At 60.6% G+C, this 14061-nt stretch carries 16 protein-coding genes; 8 read left to right on the top strand and 8 right to left on the bottom strand.

The annotated features are described in order from the left end of the window. Positions 1-775: 775 nt before the first annotated feature. The 5 genes from L63ED372_RS14290 (at position 776) to L63ED372_RS14270 (ending at position 4506) form a co-directional block, all read left to right on the top strand. Complete coding sequence (locus tag L63ED372_RS14290) at positions 776-1084, top strand: hypothetical protein (RefSeq protein ID WP_197275274.1); 309 nt, start codon at positions 776-778, stop codon at positions 1082-1084. Beyond that, on the top strand, positions 1084-1512 hold the full coding sequence (locus tag L63ED372_RS14285; RefSeq protein ID WP_062406850.1) for a TA system VapC family ribonuclease toxin: 429 nt from the start codon (positions 1084-1086) through the stop codon (positions 1510-1512). The genes L63ED372_RS14290 and L63ED372_RS14285 overlap by 1 nt, the downstream gene beginning before the upstream one ends. A 77-nt stretch (positions 1513-1589) precedes the next feature. Further along, positions 1590-2735, top strand: a complete 1146-nt coding sequence (glcE, locus tag L63ED372_RS14280; RefSeq protein ID WP_062406848.1) for a glycolate oxidase subunit GlcE — start codon at positions 1590-1592, stop codon at positions 2733-2735. A gap of 11 nt (positions 2736-2746) precedes the next feature. Continuing rightward, on the top strand, positions 2747-3991 hold the full coding sequence (gene glcF, locus L63ED372_RS14275) for a glycolate oxidase subunit GlcF (protein WP_062406846.1): 1245 nt from the start codon (positions 2747-2749) through the stop codon (positions 3989-3991). A gap of 128 nt (positions 3992-4119) precedes the next feature. Beyond that, on the top strand, positions 4120-4506 hold the full coding sequence (locus tag L63ED372_RS14270; protein WP_062406844.1) for a hypothetical protein: 387 nt from the start codon (positions 4120-4122) through the stop codon (positions 4504-4506). A 45-nt stretch (positions 4507-4551) separates the two neighbouring features. Here L63ED372_RS14270 and L63ED372_RS14265 read toward each other — a convergent pair whose 3' ends face one another. From L63ED372_RS14265 to L63ED372_RS14255, 3 genes are all read right to left on the bottom strand, one after another. Continuing rightward, positions 4552-5034: a glutathione peroxidase gene (locus L63ED372_RS14265; RefSeq protein ID WP_062406842.1), complete on the bottom strand. Its 483-nt coding sequence runs from the start codon at positions 5032-5034 to the stop codon at positions 4552-4554. 70 nt (positions 5035-5104) lie between these two features. Next, positions 5105-6001 carry a DMT family transporter gene (locus tag L63ED372_RS14260; RefSeq protein WP_062406840.1) on the bottom strand — a complete coding sequence of 299 codons (897 nt, stop codon included), beginning with the start codon at positions 5999-6001 and terminating at the stop codon, positions 5105-5107. Positions 6002-6012: 11 nt separating this feature from the next. Further along, the gene (locus tag L63ED372_RS14255) at positions 6013-6648 is read right to left on the bottom strand and encodes a DedA family protein (protein WP_062406838.1); all 636 of its coding nucleotides are present in this window, start codon (positions 6646-6648) and stop codon (positions 6013-6015) included. 279 nt (positions 6649-6927) lie between these two features. On the opposite strand from L63ED372_RS14255, the gene alr reads away from it, so the two are divergent. Together alr and L63ED372_RS14245 are read left to right on the top strand one after the other, a co-directional pair. Next, the gene (gene alr / locus L63ED372_RS14250; protein WP_062408174.1) at positions 6928-8025 is read left to right on the top strand and encodes an alanine racemase; all 1098 of its coding nucleotides are present in this window, start codon (positions 6928-6930) and stop codon (positions 8023-8025) included. Between the two features lie 55 nt (positions 8026-8080). Further along, positions 8081-9004, top strand: coding sequence for a DMT family transporter (locus tag L63ED372_RS14245; RefSeq protein ID WP_062406836.1), 924 nt, complete (start codon positions 8081-8083; stop codon positions 9002-9004). Positions 9005-9010: 6 nt separating this feature from the next. Here the strand turns inward: L63ED372_RS14245 and L63ED372_RS14240 are convergent, their stop codons facing one another. After that, positions 9011-9769: a sulfite exporter TauE/SafE family protein gene (locus tag L63ED372_RS14240; protein WP_062406834.1), complete on the bottom strand. Its 759-nt coding sequence runs from the start codon at positions 9767-9769 to the stop codon at positions 9011-9013. Positions 9770-10041: 272 nt separating this feature from the next. Then, positions 10042-11553: a CoA-acylating methylmalonate-semialdehyde dehydrogenase gene (locus L63ED372_RS14235; RefSeq protein ID WP_062406832.1), complete on the bottom strand. Its 1512-nt coding sequence runs from the start codon at positions 11551-11553 to the stop codon at positions 10042-10044. Between the two features lie 216 nt (positions 11554-11769). On the opposite strand from L63ED372_RS14235, the gene L63ED372_RS14230 reads away from it, so the two are divergent. Next, complete coding sequence (locus tag L63ED372_RS14230; protein WP_062408172.1) at positions 11770-12708, top strand: LysR family transcriptional regulator; 939 nt, start codon at positions 11770-11772, stop codon at positions 12706-12708. Positions 12709-12762: 54 nt separating this feature from the next. Here the strand turns inward: L63ED372_RS14230 and L63ED372_RS14225 are convergent, their stop codons facing one another. The 3 genes from L63ED372_RS14225 to L63ED372_RS14215 all read right to left on the bottom strand — a co-directional run bounded on the left by L63ED372_RS14225 (position 12763) and on the right by L63ED372_RS14215 (position 14040). Further along, a complete protein-coding gene (locus tag L63ED372_RS14225; protein WP_062406830.1) occupies positions 12763-13089 on the bottom strand; it encodes a type II toxin-antitoxin system RelE/ParE family toxin in 327 nt (108 codons plus the stop codon). Next, positions 13086-13337: a ribbon-helix-helix domain-containing protein gene (locus L63ED372_RS14220; RefSeq protein ID WP_062406828.1), complete on the bottom strand. Its 252-nt coding sequence runs from the start codon at positions 13335-13337 to the stop codon at positions 13086-13088. The genes L63ED372_RS14225 and L63ED372_RS14220 overlap by 4 nt, the downstream gene beginning before the upstream one ends. A 64-nt stretch (positions 13338-13401) precedes the next feature. Further along, positions 13402-14040 (bottom strand): MarC family protein, encoded by a 639-nt coding sequence (locus tag L63ED372_RS14215; RefSeq protein WP_062406826.1) that lies wholly within the window; start codon positions 14038-14040, stop codon positions 13402-13404. Positions 14041-14061 lie beyond the last annotated feature (21 nt).

The raw sequence follows: 14061 nt of genomic DNA, 5'->3' as shown, positions 1-14061 counted from the left end.
AGGACGCCAGGATCCGGCTAAGGAAAATGTATCGCGTAGGCGGCACTCTCGGCGCTGGGCGGACGCAGCAAATCTACTGCTTCTTGAGGACTGCTGGTCTTCCATCTCCGAAGGAGCCGGTGAGCGTCTGTTCGTCTGTGCGTTCGAGAGTGAGGGTAAAGGAAGGGCAGCCAGTAATAAGACTAGGGCCGTCTACGCTGAGCATCATTTTTGAGTTCGGCAGTGTTTTGACCGAAAGCGGGAATTCACGGCCAAGACAAGGACCAGCTTTGCTTGCAGAGACAGGGGTGATGTACCGCCACGTTCCGCCCACATCTGAGATCTTCACTTGAATCTGGAGTTCGTTGCCTGTGCTCGGTGACTTCGTTGTCCCGGTCCACTGGCCAGATGCGGTACCTGCAGTTTGTGCGTGCACCGCGGTACTGAAAAGCATGAATGCGAGAGTGGACTTTGCGATTTGATTCAAGTTGTCACCTTTAGTGAGTGGTACGCCAAGCTATCAGTTGCTGATGCAGGTGTTGGGCTGTTGGCTTTGGGCCACCTAACGCAATTGATGCTGCCAAACCTGTGTGCTTGGATTAGGGGCAATTTACCGCATAAATGAATTCTATTTTCTAATCTTTTCACTGTCATCCAGTTTTCAAAACACATCCAAGTTGATTAACTCAATGCATTGAGCAAAATTACTCAATCAATTGAGTAATTTAAAAAACGACCACTGAACGCGCAGCATTGGCTCCGCTGGTGGCCCGTCTCCAGGGATCAGGTGATATTGATGTTTGATGTGATAGCATCAAACATCAAACTATCGGGAGATGAAATGCGAACCACCCTGGACATTGCAGACGACGTGCTTTTTGCAGCCAAAGAGATTGCACAAAGAGAGAAAAAATCGATCGGACAAGTCATGAGTGACTTGGCGCGTAAAGCATTTGCAGTGGGGGCCTATCAGCCGCCAGCGGATCAAACTGTGCCCCACGTTTCAGAGCGCTTGGCCCTATATGGAATCCAACCCTTGCCCTCTCGGGGTGCGGTCATCAGCAATGAGCTGATTGAACGCTTGCGCGATGCTGAGGGTGTTTGATGCGTGCGCTGTTTGATGTCAATATGCTGATTGCCTTGCATGACCGGGATCATGTTCACCATGTTCGTGCGGCCCAATGGTTTGAAGAGCACATTCAAGAGGGCTGGGCCACCTGTGCATTGACCCAAAATGGTTGTCTTCGCATCATGGGTCAACCCGGGTACAGCAGCCCTCAACCCATAGCGGTGCTGGTCGGTATGTTGCAAAACTCCACGCGGACAGCACACCATGCATTTTGGTCGGATGAGGTCAGCCTCTTGGATCCCCAGCAGTTTCAACATGGTCACATTCACAGCGCGAGGCAATTGACCGATTTGTACCTCTTGGCATTGGCCGTTAAGAATCAAGGACGACTGGTGACGCTGGATCAGCGGATTCCCATCAGTGCTGTGCGTGGCGCAACCCCTGCGCACTTGGTTGTGCTTTGAATCGCGCAATTTCCCACAACCCCATCGTTCAAAAAATTCACACAATCTCTTAAGGCCGGGGGTTACCATCTTGGCCCATGGAAGCTCAACTCAATTCCCTCATCGACGCCGTGCGCCAAGCCGCTGCGGATGGCCGCACTTTGCGCTTGCGCGGTGGTGGCAGCAAAGATTTCTGGGGCCAAAGCCTCACGGGTGAGGTGCTGAGCACCCGGGATTACCGGGGCATCGTCAGTTACGAGCCCAGCGAGTTGGTGGTCACGGTGCGCTGCGGCACGGCCTTGGCCGAGCTGGAAGCCGCTTTGGCCGAAAAAGGCCAATCCCTGGCGTTCGAGCCGCCACATTTCGGACCCGATGCCACCGTGGGCGGCATGGTCGCAGCGGGTCTGAGCGGCCCGGCCCGCGCCACTGTGGGCGCTGTGCGTGACTATGTTTTGGGCGCACGTTTTATCAACGGCTTGGGCGAGCACCTGACCTTTGGCGGTCAGGTCATGAAGAACGTGGCCGGTTACGACGTGAGCCGCCTGATGGCTGGCAGTTGGGGCACGCTGGGCCTGATCACCGAAGTCAGCCTCAAGGTTTTGCCGGTGGCTCCGGCCGAGGCCACCTTGATGATCGCGGGGCTCGCCCAGGGCCCGGCGCTGGATTTGTTGCACCGCTGGGGTGGGCAACCCCTGCCCTTGAACGCCAGCGCCTGGGTGCGCGACACCATGGCCCAGCCGGTGGCCGATTATTTGTTTGTGCGCTTGCGTGGTGCGGTGGCGGCGGTGCAGTCGGCCGTGGTCAAAATGAGTGCCGACGCCGTCGCCTTGGGTGCGCGGGTGCAGGCCATGGACAATGCCGAAGCCGCACAAGACTGGCGTGCCAGCAACGAGCAGACCCTGCCATTTTTTGACGCGCCCAGTGCCGATGCCTGCCTGTGGCGTCTGTCGGTGCCGCAAACCGCGCCCGTGCTGGACTTGCCCTATGCCCAATACATGGAATGGCAAGGTGCTCAGCGTTGGCTGTGGGCACCCGCTTCGGCAGCAGCGACGGTGCGTGAGATGGCGCAGAAGGTCGGTGGCCATGCCACGCTGTTCCGAGCCAGCGCCAAGCATGCTGAGGCGGACAAAGCCGCAGGTGTGAACACCCCGCTGGACGCTGTGCAGCAACGCATCCAGCAGCAATTGCAAAAGCAGTTCGATCCAAAAGGCATCTTCGCCACAGGTCGCCTGCACCCCTTCTGAGGCGAATCGTCATGCAAACCAACCTCGCCCCCGAATACCAAAACACCCCCGACGGCTTAGAAGCCGAGGCCATTTTGCGCAAGTGTGTGCACTGCGGCTTTTGCACCGCGACGTGCCCCACCTACCAACTGCTGGGCGACGAGCTCGACGGCCCGCGTGGCCGCATCTATTTGATGAAGGCGGTGCTCGAGGGCGAAACGCCCACCCGCAAAACACAGATGCACCTGGACCGGTGCTTGACCTGCCGAAATTGCGAAAGCACATGCCCGAGCGGCGTGCAATACGGCCATTTGGTCGACATCGGCCGCAAGTTGGTGGACGCCAAAGTCGAACGCCCGGCCAGCGAAAAGCTGGTGCGTTGGGCGCTCAAAGAAGGTCTGCCTTCGCCCTTGTTTGCCCCGGCCATGAAGATGGGCCAGATGGTGCGCGGCCTGTTGCCCGAAAGCCTGAAGGCCAAAGTGCCTGCGCCACAAAACGCTGGTGCCTGGCCCACCACGCAGCACGCCCGCAAAGTGCTGATGCTGGCCGGTTGCGTGCAGCCGAGCATGAGCCCCAACATCAACAGCGCCACCGCCCGCGTGCTGGACGCCGCATGCATCCAGACCGTGACCGCGCCCAAGGCCGGTTGCTGCGGGGCGCTCAAGTTCCATCTGAACGACCACGACGGCGGCAAAGACCACATGCGCGCCAACATCGACGCTTGGTGGCCGCTGGTGGAGAGCGGCGACATCGAAGCCATCGTGATGAACGCTTCGGGCTGCGGCGTCATGGTCAAGGACTACGGCCATGTGCTCAAAGACGATCCGGCGTATGCCGAAAAGGCCGCCCGCATCGGCGCGCTGACCCGCGACTTGAGCGAGCTTCTGCCTGAGTTGGTGCCGCTGCTCCAAGCCAAGATCAAGCCCCAAGCCCTGCAAGCCGCAGGACTGCAGGCCTACCACCCGCCCTGCACGCTGCAACACGGCCAGCAGCTCAAAGGTGGCGTCGAAAAGCATTTGGGCGATTTGGGCTTCAAGATCAAGGTCACGGCCAACGAGTCGCACCTGTGCTGCGGCTCGGCGGGCACCTACAGCGTGCTCAACCCCGATCTGTCCAAGCAATTGCGCGACCGCAAGCTGGGCCACCTGAATGCGTTGGAGCCGCAAGGTGTCATCAGCGCCAACATCGGCTGCATCACCCACCTGCAAAGCGGCAGTGGCCTCCCTGTGCGGCATTGGGTGGAATTGTTGGACGAAGCGCTGAGCAGTGCTTCCTGATCGCATCGACAAAGTCCTTTTTTCCATCTGCCAAGATCAGCGTCCGCGCACGCCAAAATGCCCACCCGGGTAGGATCAAGCGCTGGACGGCAGACCGCGCTGGCTCAGCGCAAACAAAGGACAAGACGATGGCGATACCTTGGCTGATGGCGCTCAAAGTGATTCCCTGGGGCGATGTGATCGAACACGCGCCTTCGGTGCTCAAAGCCGCACGCAAGCTGATGGACCGTCAACCACCCGAGCCCCCCGGCCAAGCAGGCGCCCCCGCCACAACCACCCCGGTGAGTGCTGTGCCCAGTTTGGGGGAACTCAAAAACGCGTTGATCGCCGCGCAAGGCCAGATCGACCGCCAAGCCCAGACCCAGCGCGAACTCACCGAAACCTTGGCCGAGTTGGCCGAACAAAACGCACGCTTGGTCAGCGCTGTGGAAATGCTGCGCCTGCGCACGCGGGTGTTGGTGTGGGGTGGCGCCGCTGTGTTGCTGTGGTTGGCGGTGCTGACTTGGCGGGCCTGAACGGGCTCAGGCCCAAATTGGCACTGGCCCGATAGGCCCCCTCGGTCAAGCCACCAGCGCCGCCTCAATGTCTTTGGCGATCTTCTCGGGGGAGTCCTGCGGCGCATAGCGCTTGATCACCCGCCCATCGCGACCCACCAGAAACTTGGTGAAGTTCCACTTGATGCCTTTGCTGCCCAAAATGCCGGGGGCCTCGGCCGTGAGCCATTGGTACAGGGGGTGGGCGCCGTCGCCGTTCACTTTGACCTTGCTCATCATCTGAAAGCTCACGCCGTAGTTCTGTTGGCAGAAGTTGGCAATTTGTGCGTCGTCGCCCGGGTCTTGGCTGGCGAACTGGTTGCAGGGAAAGCCCAGCACGGCCAGACCCTGGTTGCCATATTTCTGGTGCAGCTTTTCAAGGCCAGTGAACTGGGGCGTGAAGCCGCAGGCGCTGGCCGTGTTGACGATCAGCATCACCTGACCTTGGTAGCGCGACAGGGGCACGGTTTGGTGGTCGATGCTTTGGGCTTCGAAGTCGTAAAGGCTCATGGGGTGCTTTCCGATTTATGAGAACAGATGGGCATCATGCCAGTGACCGCCTCTGGCCGTGCACGCCGTTTCACTTGGCCTTGTGGCCAGGCCCGACGATGGACAGCAGCGCCGCCAGCAAAATCAAGGCCCCGCCGATCAGGGTGCGGCTGTCCCAGCTGGAAGCGCCCAACAACACGGACGACACGCTGGCAAACAGCACCTCGGACAGCATGACCAGGGCCGTGGTGTGGGCGGCCAGGCGGGCAGCGCCGTATTGCAGCGCCAAGTTGCCCAACAAAAACGAGACGCTCAGCAAGGCCACCAAGGGCAGCCAGCTCCAAGTGGGGGCCGCGCCGATGGCAACCACACCTGTGGCCAAACCTGCGATGGCCGCCAGCGTGGCCATGATCGCACCGCCACCAAACATGGCCAGGGTGCGCGACGAGCTGGGCGCGTCCCTGAGCTTGAGCAGCAAGGCATTGGTGATAGCAAAGGTCAGGCCGCCCATCAGCGCCAGCCCATCGGCCAAGCTCTCGGGCACGGGCCAGGGCGTTTCGGGGGTTTTGAGCACGATGAACAAACCCGCCAACGCCAGCACCAAGCGCAGCAAAGCCATGGGGGTGGGTTTTTCGTCCAGCAGCCACCAGGCCACCAGCACCGACCAGGCGGGCATCAAATAAAACAGCAGCACCACACGCACCACGTCTCCCACCGTCACCGCCCAGTTGAAGCCCACATTGGTCAGGCCCGAGGCCAGCAGCAAGAGCCACAAACCGGGGTGGCCCCGCCAGCTTTGTAATTGGCCACTGCGCCACAGCCACACGGCGATGGACACGAAGACGAAGGCATAAACCAGCGCCGTGGCCCACAGCGGGTGCAGACCTTGTATCTCTAGTTGTTTGAAGGGCCACCAGCACACGCCCCAGACAAAGGCGTTCAGCAGGAGCCCGGCCACAGCCAGGCTTTTGGGGGAGGTGAGGCCCATGCGAGGGCTGTTCAGGAGGCGTCGCCAGAGGCTTTGGCGGCCGCTGTGGCCTGGCGCTTGCGCCACCAGCGCCAGCCCAGCCAGACGATGCCGATGCCCAGCAGGGCAAAAATGCCGTGTTGGAACTGGCGCAGCACACCAAACATCCAGTCCCAGTTCTGGGCGCCAAAGTAACCCAGATAAACCCAGATCGGCACGCTGATCAAGGCGGCAAAGCCATCCATGAAGAACCAGGTGGAAAAGCTGACGCGTCGGCTCATGCCAGCCGAGAAAAACACGGGGGTGCGCAGGCCGGGCAGAAAACGGGCCACGAACATGACCCATTTGCCGTATTTTTGGAAAGCATCTTGGGCGCTGGCAAAACGCTCGGGTGTGAGGATTTTGCGAAAGCCGGGCAATTTGGAAATGCGCTCACCGTAGAGGCGGCCCAAAGTGAACATCAAGCCGTCACCGACCATGACCCCGGCCATGCCCACCGCAAACATGGTGTGCACATCTGCATGGCCCAACCCGGCAATGACGCCGCCAGTGACCAAAGTCACATCTTCCGGAACGGGCACACCAAAGCCGCAAATCAACAGCATCACGAACACAGCCAAATAGCCGTATTCGGTGAAGATGGGCATCAAGAACTCAAAAACTTCCATGGATGACAAGGTTCAGCCAGCGCCTGAACAGCTCAGGCGGAATGCACGGGTTAACAGGCAGCAGATCAGTGTAAAGCATTTGCAAGCCCCTTCCAGACCGGGGAAAGCGTGTGTTTGCCCGGTGCAAATAGCCCACGGGTTTGTGTGTGGAAGAGCCACCGAAGGTGAACCGTTGGGACCATCAGCCCGAGTGAGCGCCCAGATCAGCACCCGCCGCTACCAATGAAGCTGGCATACTTCCTGGGCATTTTTCGCCTTTTGACTTCGCCCTTTCACCCCATGCCCCGCCCCATCCAAGCCACCATCCACACCGCCGCTCTGCGCCGCAACCTGAGCCAAGCTCGGCAAGCCGCGCCCGATGCCCAGGCCTGGGCCGTGGTCAAGGCCAATGCCTATGGCCATGGCATTGAGCGGGTGTTTGAAGGCCTGCGCGGGGCTGACGGCTTTGCCCTCTTGGACCTGAGTGAGGCCGAGCGGGTGCGTGCCCTGGGCTGGCGTGGCCCGATTTTGCTGCTCGAAGGCGCTTTTGAAGCCCGCGACCTGGAGCTGTGCTCCCGCCTGCACCTGTGGCACACGGTGCATTGCGACGAGCAAATCGACATGCTGGCGCTGCACAAAACGCACGAGCCGCACCGGGTCTTCCTGAAGATGAATTCGGGCATGAACCGCCTGGGTTTTGCGCCGCAGCGCTTTCGCTCGGCCTGGACGCGGCTGAACGCCTTGCCGCAGGTGGACGAAATTTCGCTCATGACCCACTTCAGCGACGCCGACGGCCCCAAAGGCATCGCCGAGCAGATGGCCCGCTTTGAAGAGGCTACGCGCGACCTGCCAGGGGAGCGCAGCGTCAGCAACAGCGCCGCCACCTTGCGCCACGCGCAAGACGCGGCCGTCAAAGCCGATTGGATTCGCCCCGGTATCGCGGTGTATGGCAGCTCGCCGGACTTTCCCGAACACAATGCCGCCCACTGGGGCCTGCAGCCCGCCATGAGCCTGAACGCCCAGATCATCGCGGTGCAGCATTTGCAAGCGGGCGACAGCGTGGGTTATGGCTCGAGCTTCGTGGCCGACAGCCCCATGCGCATTGGCGTGGTGGCCTGTGGTTATGCCGACGGTTACCCGCGCATCTGCCCCACGGGCACACCCGTGTTGGTGGACGGTGAGCGTGGGCGCACCGTGGGTCGCGTGAGCATGGACATGCTGACGGTGGACCTGAGTCCGTTTCCAGAGGTGGGTGTGGGCAGCACCGTGACGCTCTGGGGGCAGTCGGCCCAAGGTGCGGTGCTCGGCATCGACGAGGTGGCACAAGCAGCGGGCACCGTGGGCTATGAACTCATGTGTGCGCTGGCGCAGCGCGTGCCCGTGTTGGTCCAAGACTGAAAGCTTGCTGCGGGCGTGACATGGCAGAGCGCCATGTGCACCCACAATCAACCCCATGCCCCACAGCGCCCCCCTTCACCGCCACGACCAGCGTGCCTTGCTCATGGCTTTGGTGTTGGTGGTCATCTGGGGCGGCAATTTCACACTGCAAAAGTACCTGTTTGACCTGATCACCCCCGGCGGGTTTTTGTGGGCCAGGTATCTGCTGATGCCCGCCTGTGCGCTTTTGTTGATGCGCTGGCGATTTGGCTTTTGGCTGCCGCCATTGCCGCGTCAAGACTGGATGCACATGGCTTGGCTGGGTTTCATCGGGCATTCATTGCATGTGGGTTTGGTCACGTACGGCATCCATTGGTCCACCGCTTTTTCCAGCTCGGTCATCTTGGCGTGTGGGCCGATTTTCACATTGCTGATTTTGTACAAACAGGGCCAGGAGCGGCTGAGTTGGCCACAAATTGTGGGGGTGTCCTTGGCTTTTTGTGGAGTGTTGATGTTCCTGTCCGACAAGTTGCTGGGCGGCAACTGGCGAGCAGGTGGGGGTGATTTGGTGTTGTTGGTGGCCGCCAGCTTCTTTTCTTATTACACCGTGGCGGTCAAACCCGTGATGCAAAAGCATGGCCCGGTGCTGACCATGGGTTACGCCACTTTGCTGGGCGGTTTGCCGGTCATGCTGCTGTCGGTGCCTGCTGGCATGGCGGCCAACTGGGCGGCGCTGGATTTTTGGGCGTGGGTGGGCTTGTTCTGGTCCATCCTGGTGTCGGCCTTCATCGGCTGGCTGGCCTGGGGGTGGATCAACAATGTGCGCGGCGTGGCCCGCACGGCCCCTTTGATGTATTTGATGCCACCCATGGCGGGTTTGTTTGCCTGGGCTTTGTCGGGAGAGCACTACACCTGGATCAAAATCGCGGGTGCTGGCGTCACCTTGGTGGGTGTGGCGCTGGCGCAGTACGCCGGGCAAATCAAGTGGCGTTGGCGCTGAACGCTGTCAGCGCAGCCAGGTGTCGTAGGCGGTTTTGCAGATCAGGGCCAGCACCACGAAGATGAAGACCTGGCGCACAAAACCGGCACCGTGCTTGAGCGCCAGGCGGGTGCCGATCAGGCTGCCGATGATGTTGGCCACCGCCATGGCGAGAGCCAGGTGCCACCACACATGGCCTTGGTAAGCAAACAGCATGAGGGCCGAAAAGTTGGTCGCCACATTGATGAGCTTGGCCGAGGCCGAAGCGTTCAAAAAGTCATAGCCCAGCAGCCGCACGTAGGCAAAGACCAAGAAGCTGCCGGTGCCCGGGCCAAAAAAGCCGTCGTAAAACCCGATGGTCAAACCTATGCCTGAGGCGATCCAGGCCTCTTTGGGTCCGGCAAACCGCGGGGCGTGCTGGCGACCCATGTCTTTTTTGGCCAGGGTATAGACCAGCAGGATGGCCAGCAAGAAGGGCAGAGCTTTGCGAAACAGGGCCGGATCGACCTGTGTGACCACCCAAGCCCCGATGATCGAACCCACCAGACCCGCGCCAGCGGCCGGTAACAAGGAGCGCCAAGGCATGACCACTTTGCGGCTGTACTGCACCGTGGCAAAAGCGGTGCCCCAGATCGAGGCGCTTTTGTTGGTGCCAAACAAGGTGGCGGGGGCTGCGCCGGGGAAGGTGGCAAACAGCGCGGGCAGCAAGATCAGGCCACCACCGCCCACGATCGAGTCGATCAGCCCTGCCAGCAGCGAGGCCAGCGAAACAATCAGTAATTCCATGCAGGCGATTGTGGCACCCGATGTGGGTGTCGCTTGTCCCGCAAAGGCGTGAATGGATCGGCCAAAAAAAAGCGCCGCTTGCGCGACGCTTGGGAAAAGTACACCTCGTTCGGATGTTGGTTCATGTTCGAATTCTCAGGGTATCGAGTTGTCTCCTCGGCCCTCGGGATGCAGATACTGCTTTGCATCGAGTCATTGGAATGTAAAGGAACAAGACCCCGGTTTTTCTCAGGGATTTCCCGACTCGGGGGAAATCCCTGATGTCCGCTCAATTATTTGGCAGTCGGCATCACAAACTCAGCACCTTTGCCAATGCTCTCGGGCCAGCGCTGCATGATGGACTTTTGCTTCGTATAGAAACGCACGCCCTCTTCGCCATAGGCGTGCATGTCGCCAAACAGCGAACGCTTCCAGCCGCCAAAGCCGTGCCAGGCCATGGGCACCGGGATCGGCACGTTGATGCCGACCATGCCCACCTGGATGCGGCGGGCAAATTCGCGGGCCACGTTGCCGTCGCGGGTGAAGCAGGAGACGCCGTTGCCGAACTCGTGGTCGTTGATGATCTGCACGGCGGTGGCGAAGTCGGGCACGCGCACGCAGCTCAAGACCGGGCCAAAGATTTCTTCTTTGTAGATCTTCATGTCGGTGGTGACGTGGTCGAACAGCGTGCCGCCGAGCCAGAAACCTTGTTCGCAACCAGCACCGGCCTTTGCACCGTCAAACTCACGGCCATCCACCAAGAGCTTGGCGCCTTCGGCCACGCCCGCGTCGATGTAGCCCTTGATGCGCTGACGCGCAGCGTCGGTCACGATGGGGCCCATTTCGGCGGCCAGGTTTTCGCCGTTGAGCACTTGCAGGGTTTTGGTGCGCTCGATCAGCTTGGGCAAGATCTTGTCCGCTACATCGCCAACCAGCACGGCGACCGAGATCGCCATGCAGCGCTCGCCAGCCGAGCCGTAGCCTGCGCCGATCAAGGCGTCGACGGTTTGGTCAATGTCGGCGTCGGGCATGACCACCAAGTGGTTTTTCGCGCCGCCCAAGGCTTGCACGCGCTTGCCGTGGTGGGCACCGGTTTCGTAGATGTAGTTGGCGATTGGCGTGGAGCCGACGAAGCTGATGGCTTTGACGTCGGGGTGCTCGAGCAGCGCGTCCACGGCTTCCTTGTCACCTTGCACCACGTTGAACACGCCGTCGGGCAGACCGGCTTTTTTCAGCAAGTCGGCGATGAACAGCGAAGGCGTTGGGTCGGTGGGGCTGGGCTTCAAGATGAAGGTGTTGCCGGCCGCAATCGCCACGGGGAACATCCACATGGGCACCATCACGGGGAAGTTGAAGGGCGTGATGCCCGCGACCACGCCCAAAGGCTGGCGCAGCGTCCAGTTGTCGATGCCGGTGGAGACCTGATCGGTGAAGTCGCCTTTGAGCAGCTGCGGAATGCCAGTGGCAAATTCCACGATGTCGATGCCGCGGCTGACTTCGCCTTGCGCGTCGGTGAACACCTTACCGTGCTCGGCGGTGATCATGTGGGCCAGCTCGTCTTTGTGGGTGTTCAACAGTTCGAGGAACTTGAACATCACACGGGCGCGGCGCAGGGGCGGTGTGTCGGACCAAGCGGGGAAGGCGGCTTGCGCAGCGGCCACGGCCTTGGCCACCTCGGCGCTGTTGGCCAGGGCCACGTTGCCGGTCACGGCGCCCGTGGCGGGGTTGGTGACGGGTTGGCTGCGGCCGGAAGCGCCTGCGGCGACTTGGCCGTTGATGTAATGGCCGATGTGGGAAATGGGCATGCGGGACTCCTGAATGGATAACTGTTTGGGGTTTGGGGTTAATCTGTTGTCATAGAAAGACAGTGGATTGCCGCGCTTCGCTCGCAATGACAAAAGAGGGTCATTGCGAGCGAAGCGCGGCAATCTAATTTCTAGATCGAGAGTGTAGGGACCGTCGCTCACCCTCACAATGCCCCAAATCTGAATTGATTGTTCAAAATAGTGAACAATGTGCGCATGGAAGAGCAAAAAATCAACGCCCTGTGGACGCACCTGCATTGGCTGAGCGTGCTGGCCCAGCAGGGCAGCTACACCGCGGCGGCCGCCCGATTGGGCGTGAGCAAGGCCGCCATGAGCCAGCGCATCGCCGAGCTCGAGCGTGCGGCCAAGGTCACCCTGGTGCAGCGCACCACCCGCAGCCTGCGCCTGACCGAGGCGGGCCAGCGGCTGGTGGACGAGACCCGTGCTTCGTTCGAGCAGATCGCGCAAAGCTTTGCCCAGGTTCGTGATTTGGCCGAACAGCCCAGCGGCTTGCTGCGCGTGACCGCGCCCGTGGCGCTGGCCAGGCAGCAACTCGTGCCCTTGTTTGCCGCTTATCTGAAAGATTTTCCGGATGTGCGCATCGAGCTGGACTTGTCCGATCGCTTGAGCGCCTTGGCCACAGAAGGGTATGACTTGGCCATACGCCACACCGCCCGCCCACCCGACACCCATGTGGCCTGGGCGCTGTGCGCGACCGAATCGGTGCTGGTGGCCACCCGTGCTTACATCCGCCAATACGGGGAGCCGCAAAGCCCTGCTGATCTACAAGCCCACAACTGCCTGCATTACCCCCGCTCGCAAGACACGCCCGCCTGGACATTTGAGCCGCGCCAGCCCTCAGGCGGGGGCGAGCGCATCACCGTGCCCGTGAGTGGCCGCTTTGCCGCCAACAACAGCGAAGCCCTGCGCGAAGCCGCGCTCACGGGCGCGGGCATTGCCCTGATGCCCGACTTCAGCGCCCAGGCCGAGTTGCGCAAGGGTCAATTGGTGCGTGTGCTGCCGGCTTGGAAACCTGTGGGGGCCTTTGCCGAAACCATTTACGCCATCCGCCCTTATGCGCCGCACGTGCCCCGGGCCGTGGCGGCCTTGGTGGGTCACTTGAAGAAGGGGCTTGAGGTCGGGTTTGGGGTGTGATTTTCCTCTACCGCTGAGACTTGGCACCGCTGTTTCAATGCCTTCAAGATGAACTCAATCGGGTTCGGTTTGAAGCCAGGTAGGTAGATCGCGTTGACCGTGCAACACGCGCCAAACATCGATGTGGTCTGCTTTTTCGATGTAAAAAACACCGTGTGGGTAGCGGGTCAGTGGCCAAAACCGAAGACCCGGCAGGTTCAGTTCGTGGGCGTATCGCGGAGATCCCGTGGCAGGGTGACGGCTGATGTGGGAATAGGCTTTTTCCAACGCATCAATCAAACCGAGTGCGGCAGATGGTGCCCCCTCGTCTAAATAGTAGGCAACAGCTTGCTCAACATCCCGAAGGGCCAATTCGCGTGGGATGACTGGCTTTGTTTTCACCGGAGTGAGGTGTTCCGGGTGGCTTGGTGAACCCGGTCACGCAAACCATCAAAGTAGGTTTCATTGATGGATGCTGCGGGGGAAGAACTGGCTCCGGCCAGGAGTTTTTCACGCAATTGCAGGCGATCCTGGTCCTTGCGAATCAACTCACGCACGTACTCGCTGCTGGTGCCGTAGCCCCGCTCGCTGACTTGCAGATCCACGAAGGTCTTCAAGGTTTCAGGCAAGGAAATGTTCATGGTGCTCATGTGGAAAGCTTAATGAGTTTGGCAAAAATTGGCAAGAGTCACCCTGCTGCCCTAAGGCGGGCGCTCACAATCCCCGCGCCAGCACCGGAAACAGTTTGTGCAGCCCGTCGGCCATCACCTCGACCGCGAGCGCGGCCAAAATCAAACCCATCAGCCGGGTCATGACGTTGATGCCGGTTTTGCCCAAAATGCGGGCAATCGGGGTGGCCAGTGAAAAACACAGGGCGGTGGCCAGCGCAATGACCACGCCATAGCCGACCAAGGTGCCGAGTTGGGCGAAGTTTTTGGCTTTTTCTGCGTAAATCACCACGGTGGACATGGTGGCCGGGCCAGTCAGCAGCGGGATGGTCAGCGGCACCACGGCGATGCTGGCGCCGATGGCGGCTTTGGCTTCGGCGTCGTGCACTTCGTCGGCATTGGCGCGGGCTTCAGCGGGTTGGGCATTGAGCATCGACAGTGCAGCCGTCAAGAGCAGCATGCCACCGCCGACTTGAAAGCTCGCCAGCGAGATGCCGAAGAACTCCAGAATTTGAAGGCCCAGCAAGGCGCTGGCGGCGATCACCACAAAGGCAGAAAAGGACGACACCCAAATGGTTTTTTTGCGCTGGGCAGCGCTGAAACCTTGGGTGTAGTGGATGAAAAAAGGGACGATCGCCAAAGGGTTGACGATGGCCAGCAGGGTGATGAGCGGTTTGAAGTCCATCGCGCCATTGTGCCCCTTCGG

The sequence above is a fragment of the Limnohabitans sp. 63ED37-2 genome, from assembly GCF_001412535.1.
Taxonomy (GTDB): domain Bacteria; phylum Pseudomonadota; class Gammaproteobacteria; order Burkholderiales; family Burkholderiaceae_C; genus Limnohabitans_A.
The sequence above is the reverse complement of the archived record's forward strand: the minus strand, read 5'-3'. Positions and strand labels throughout refer to the sequence as shown.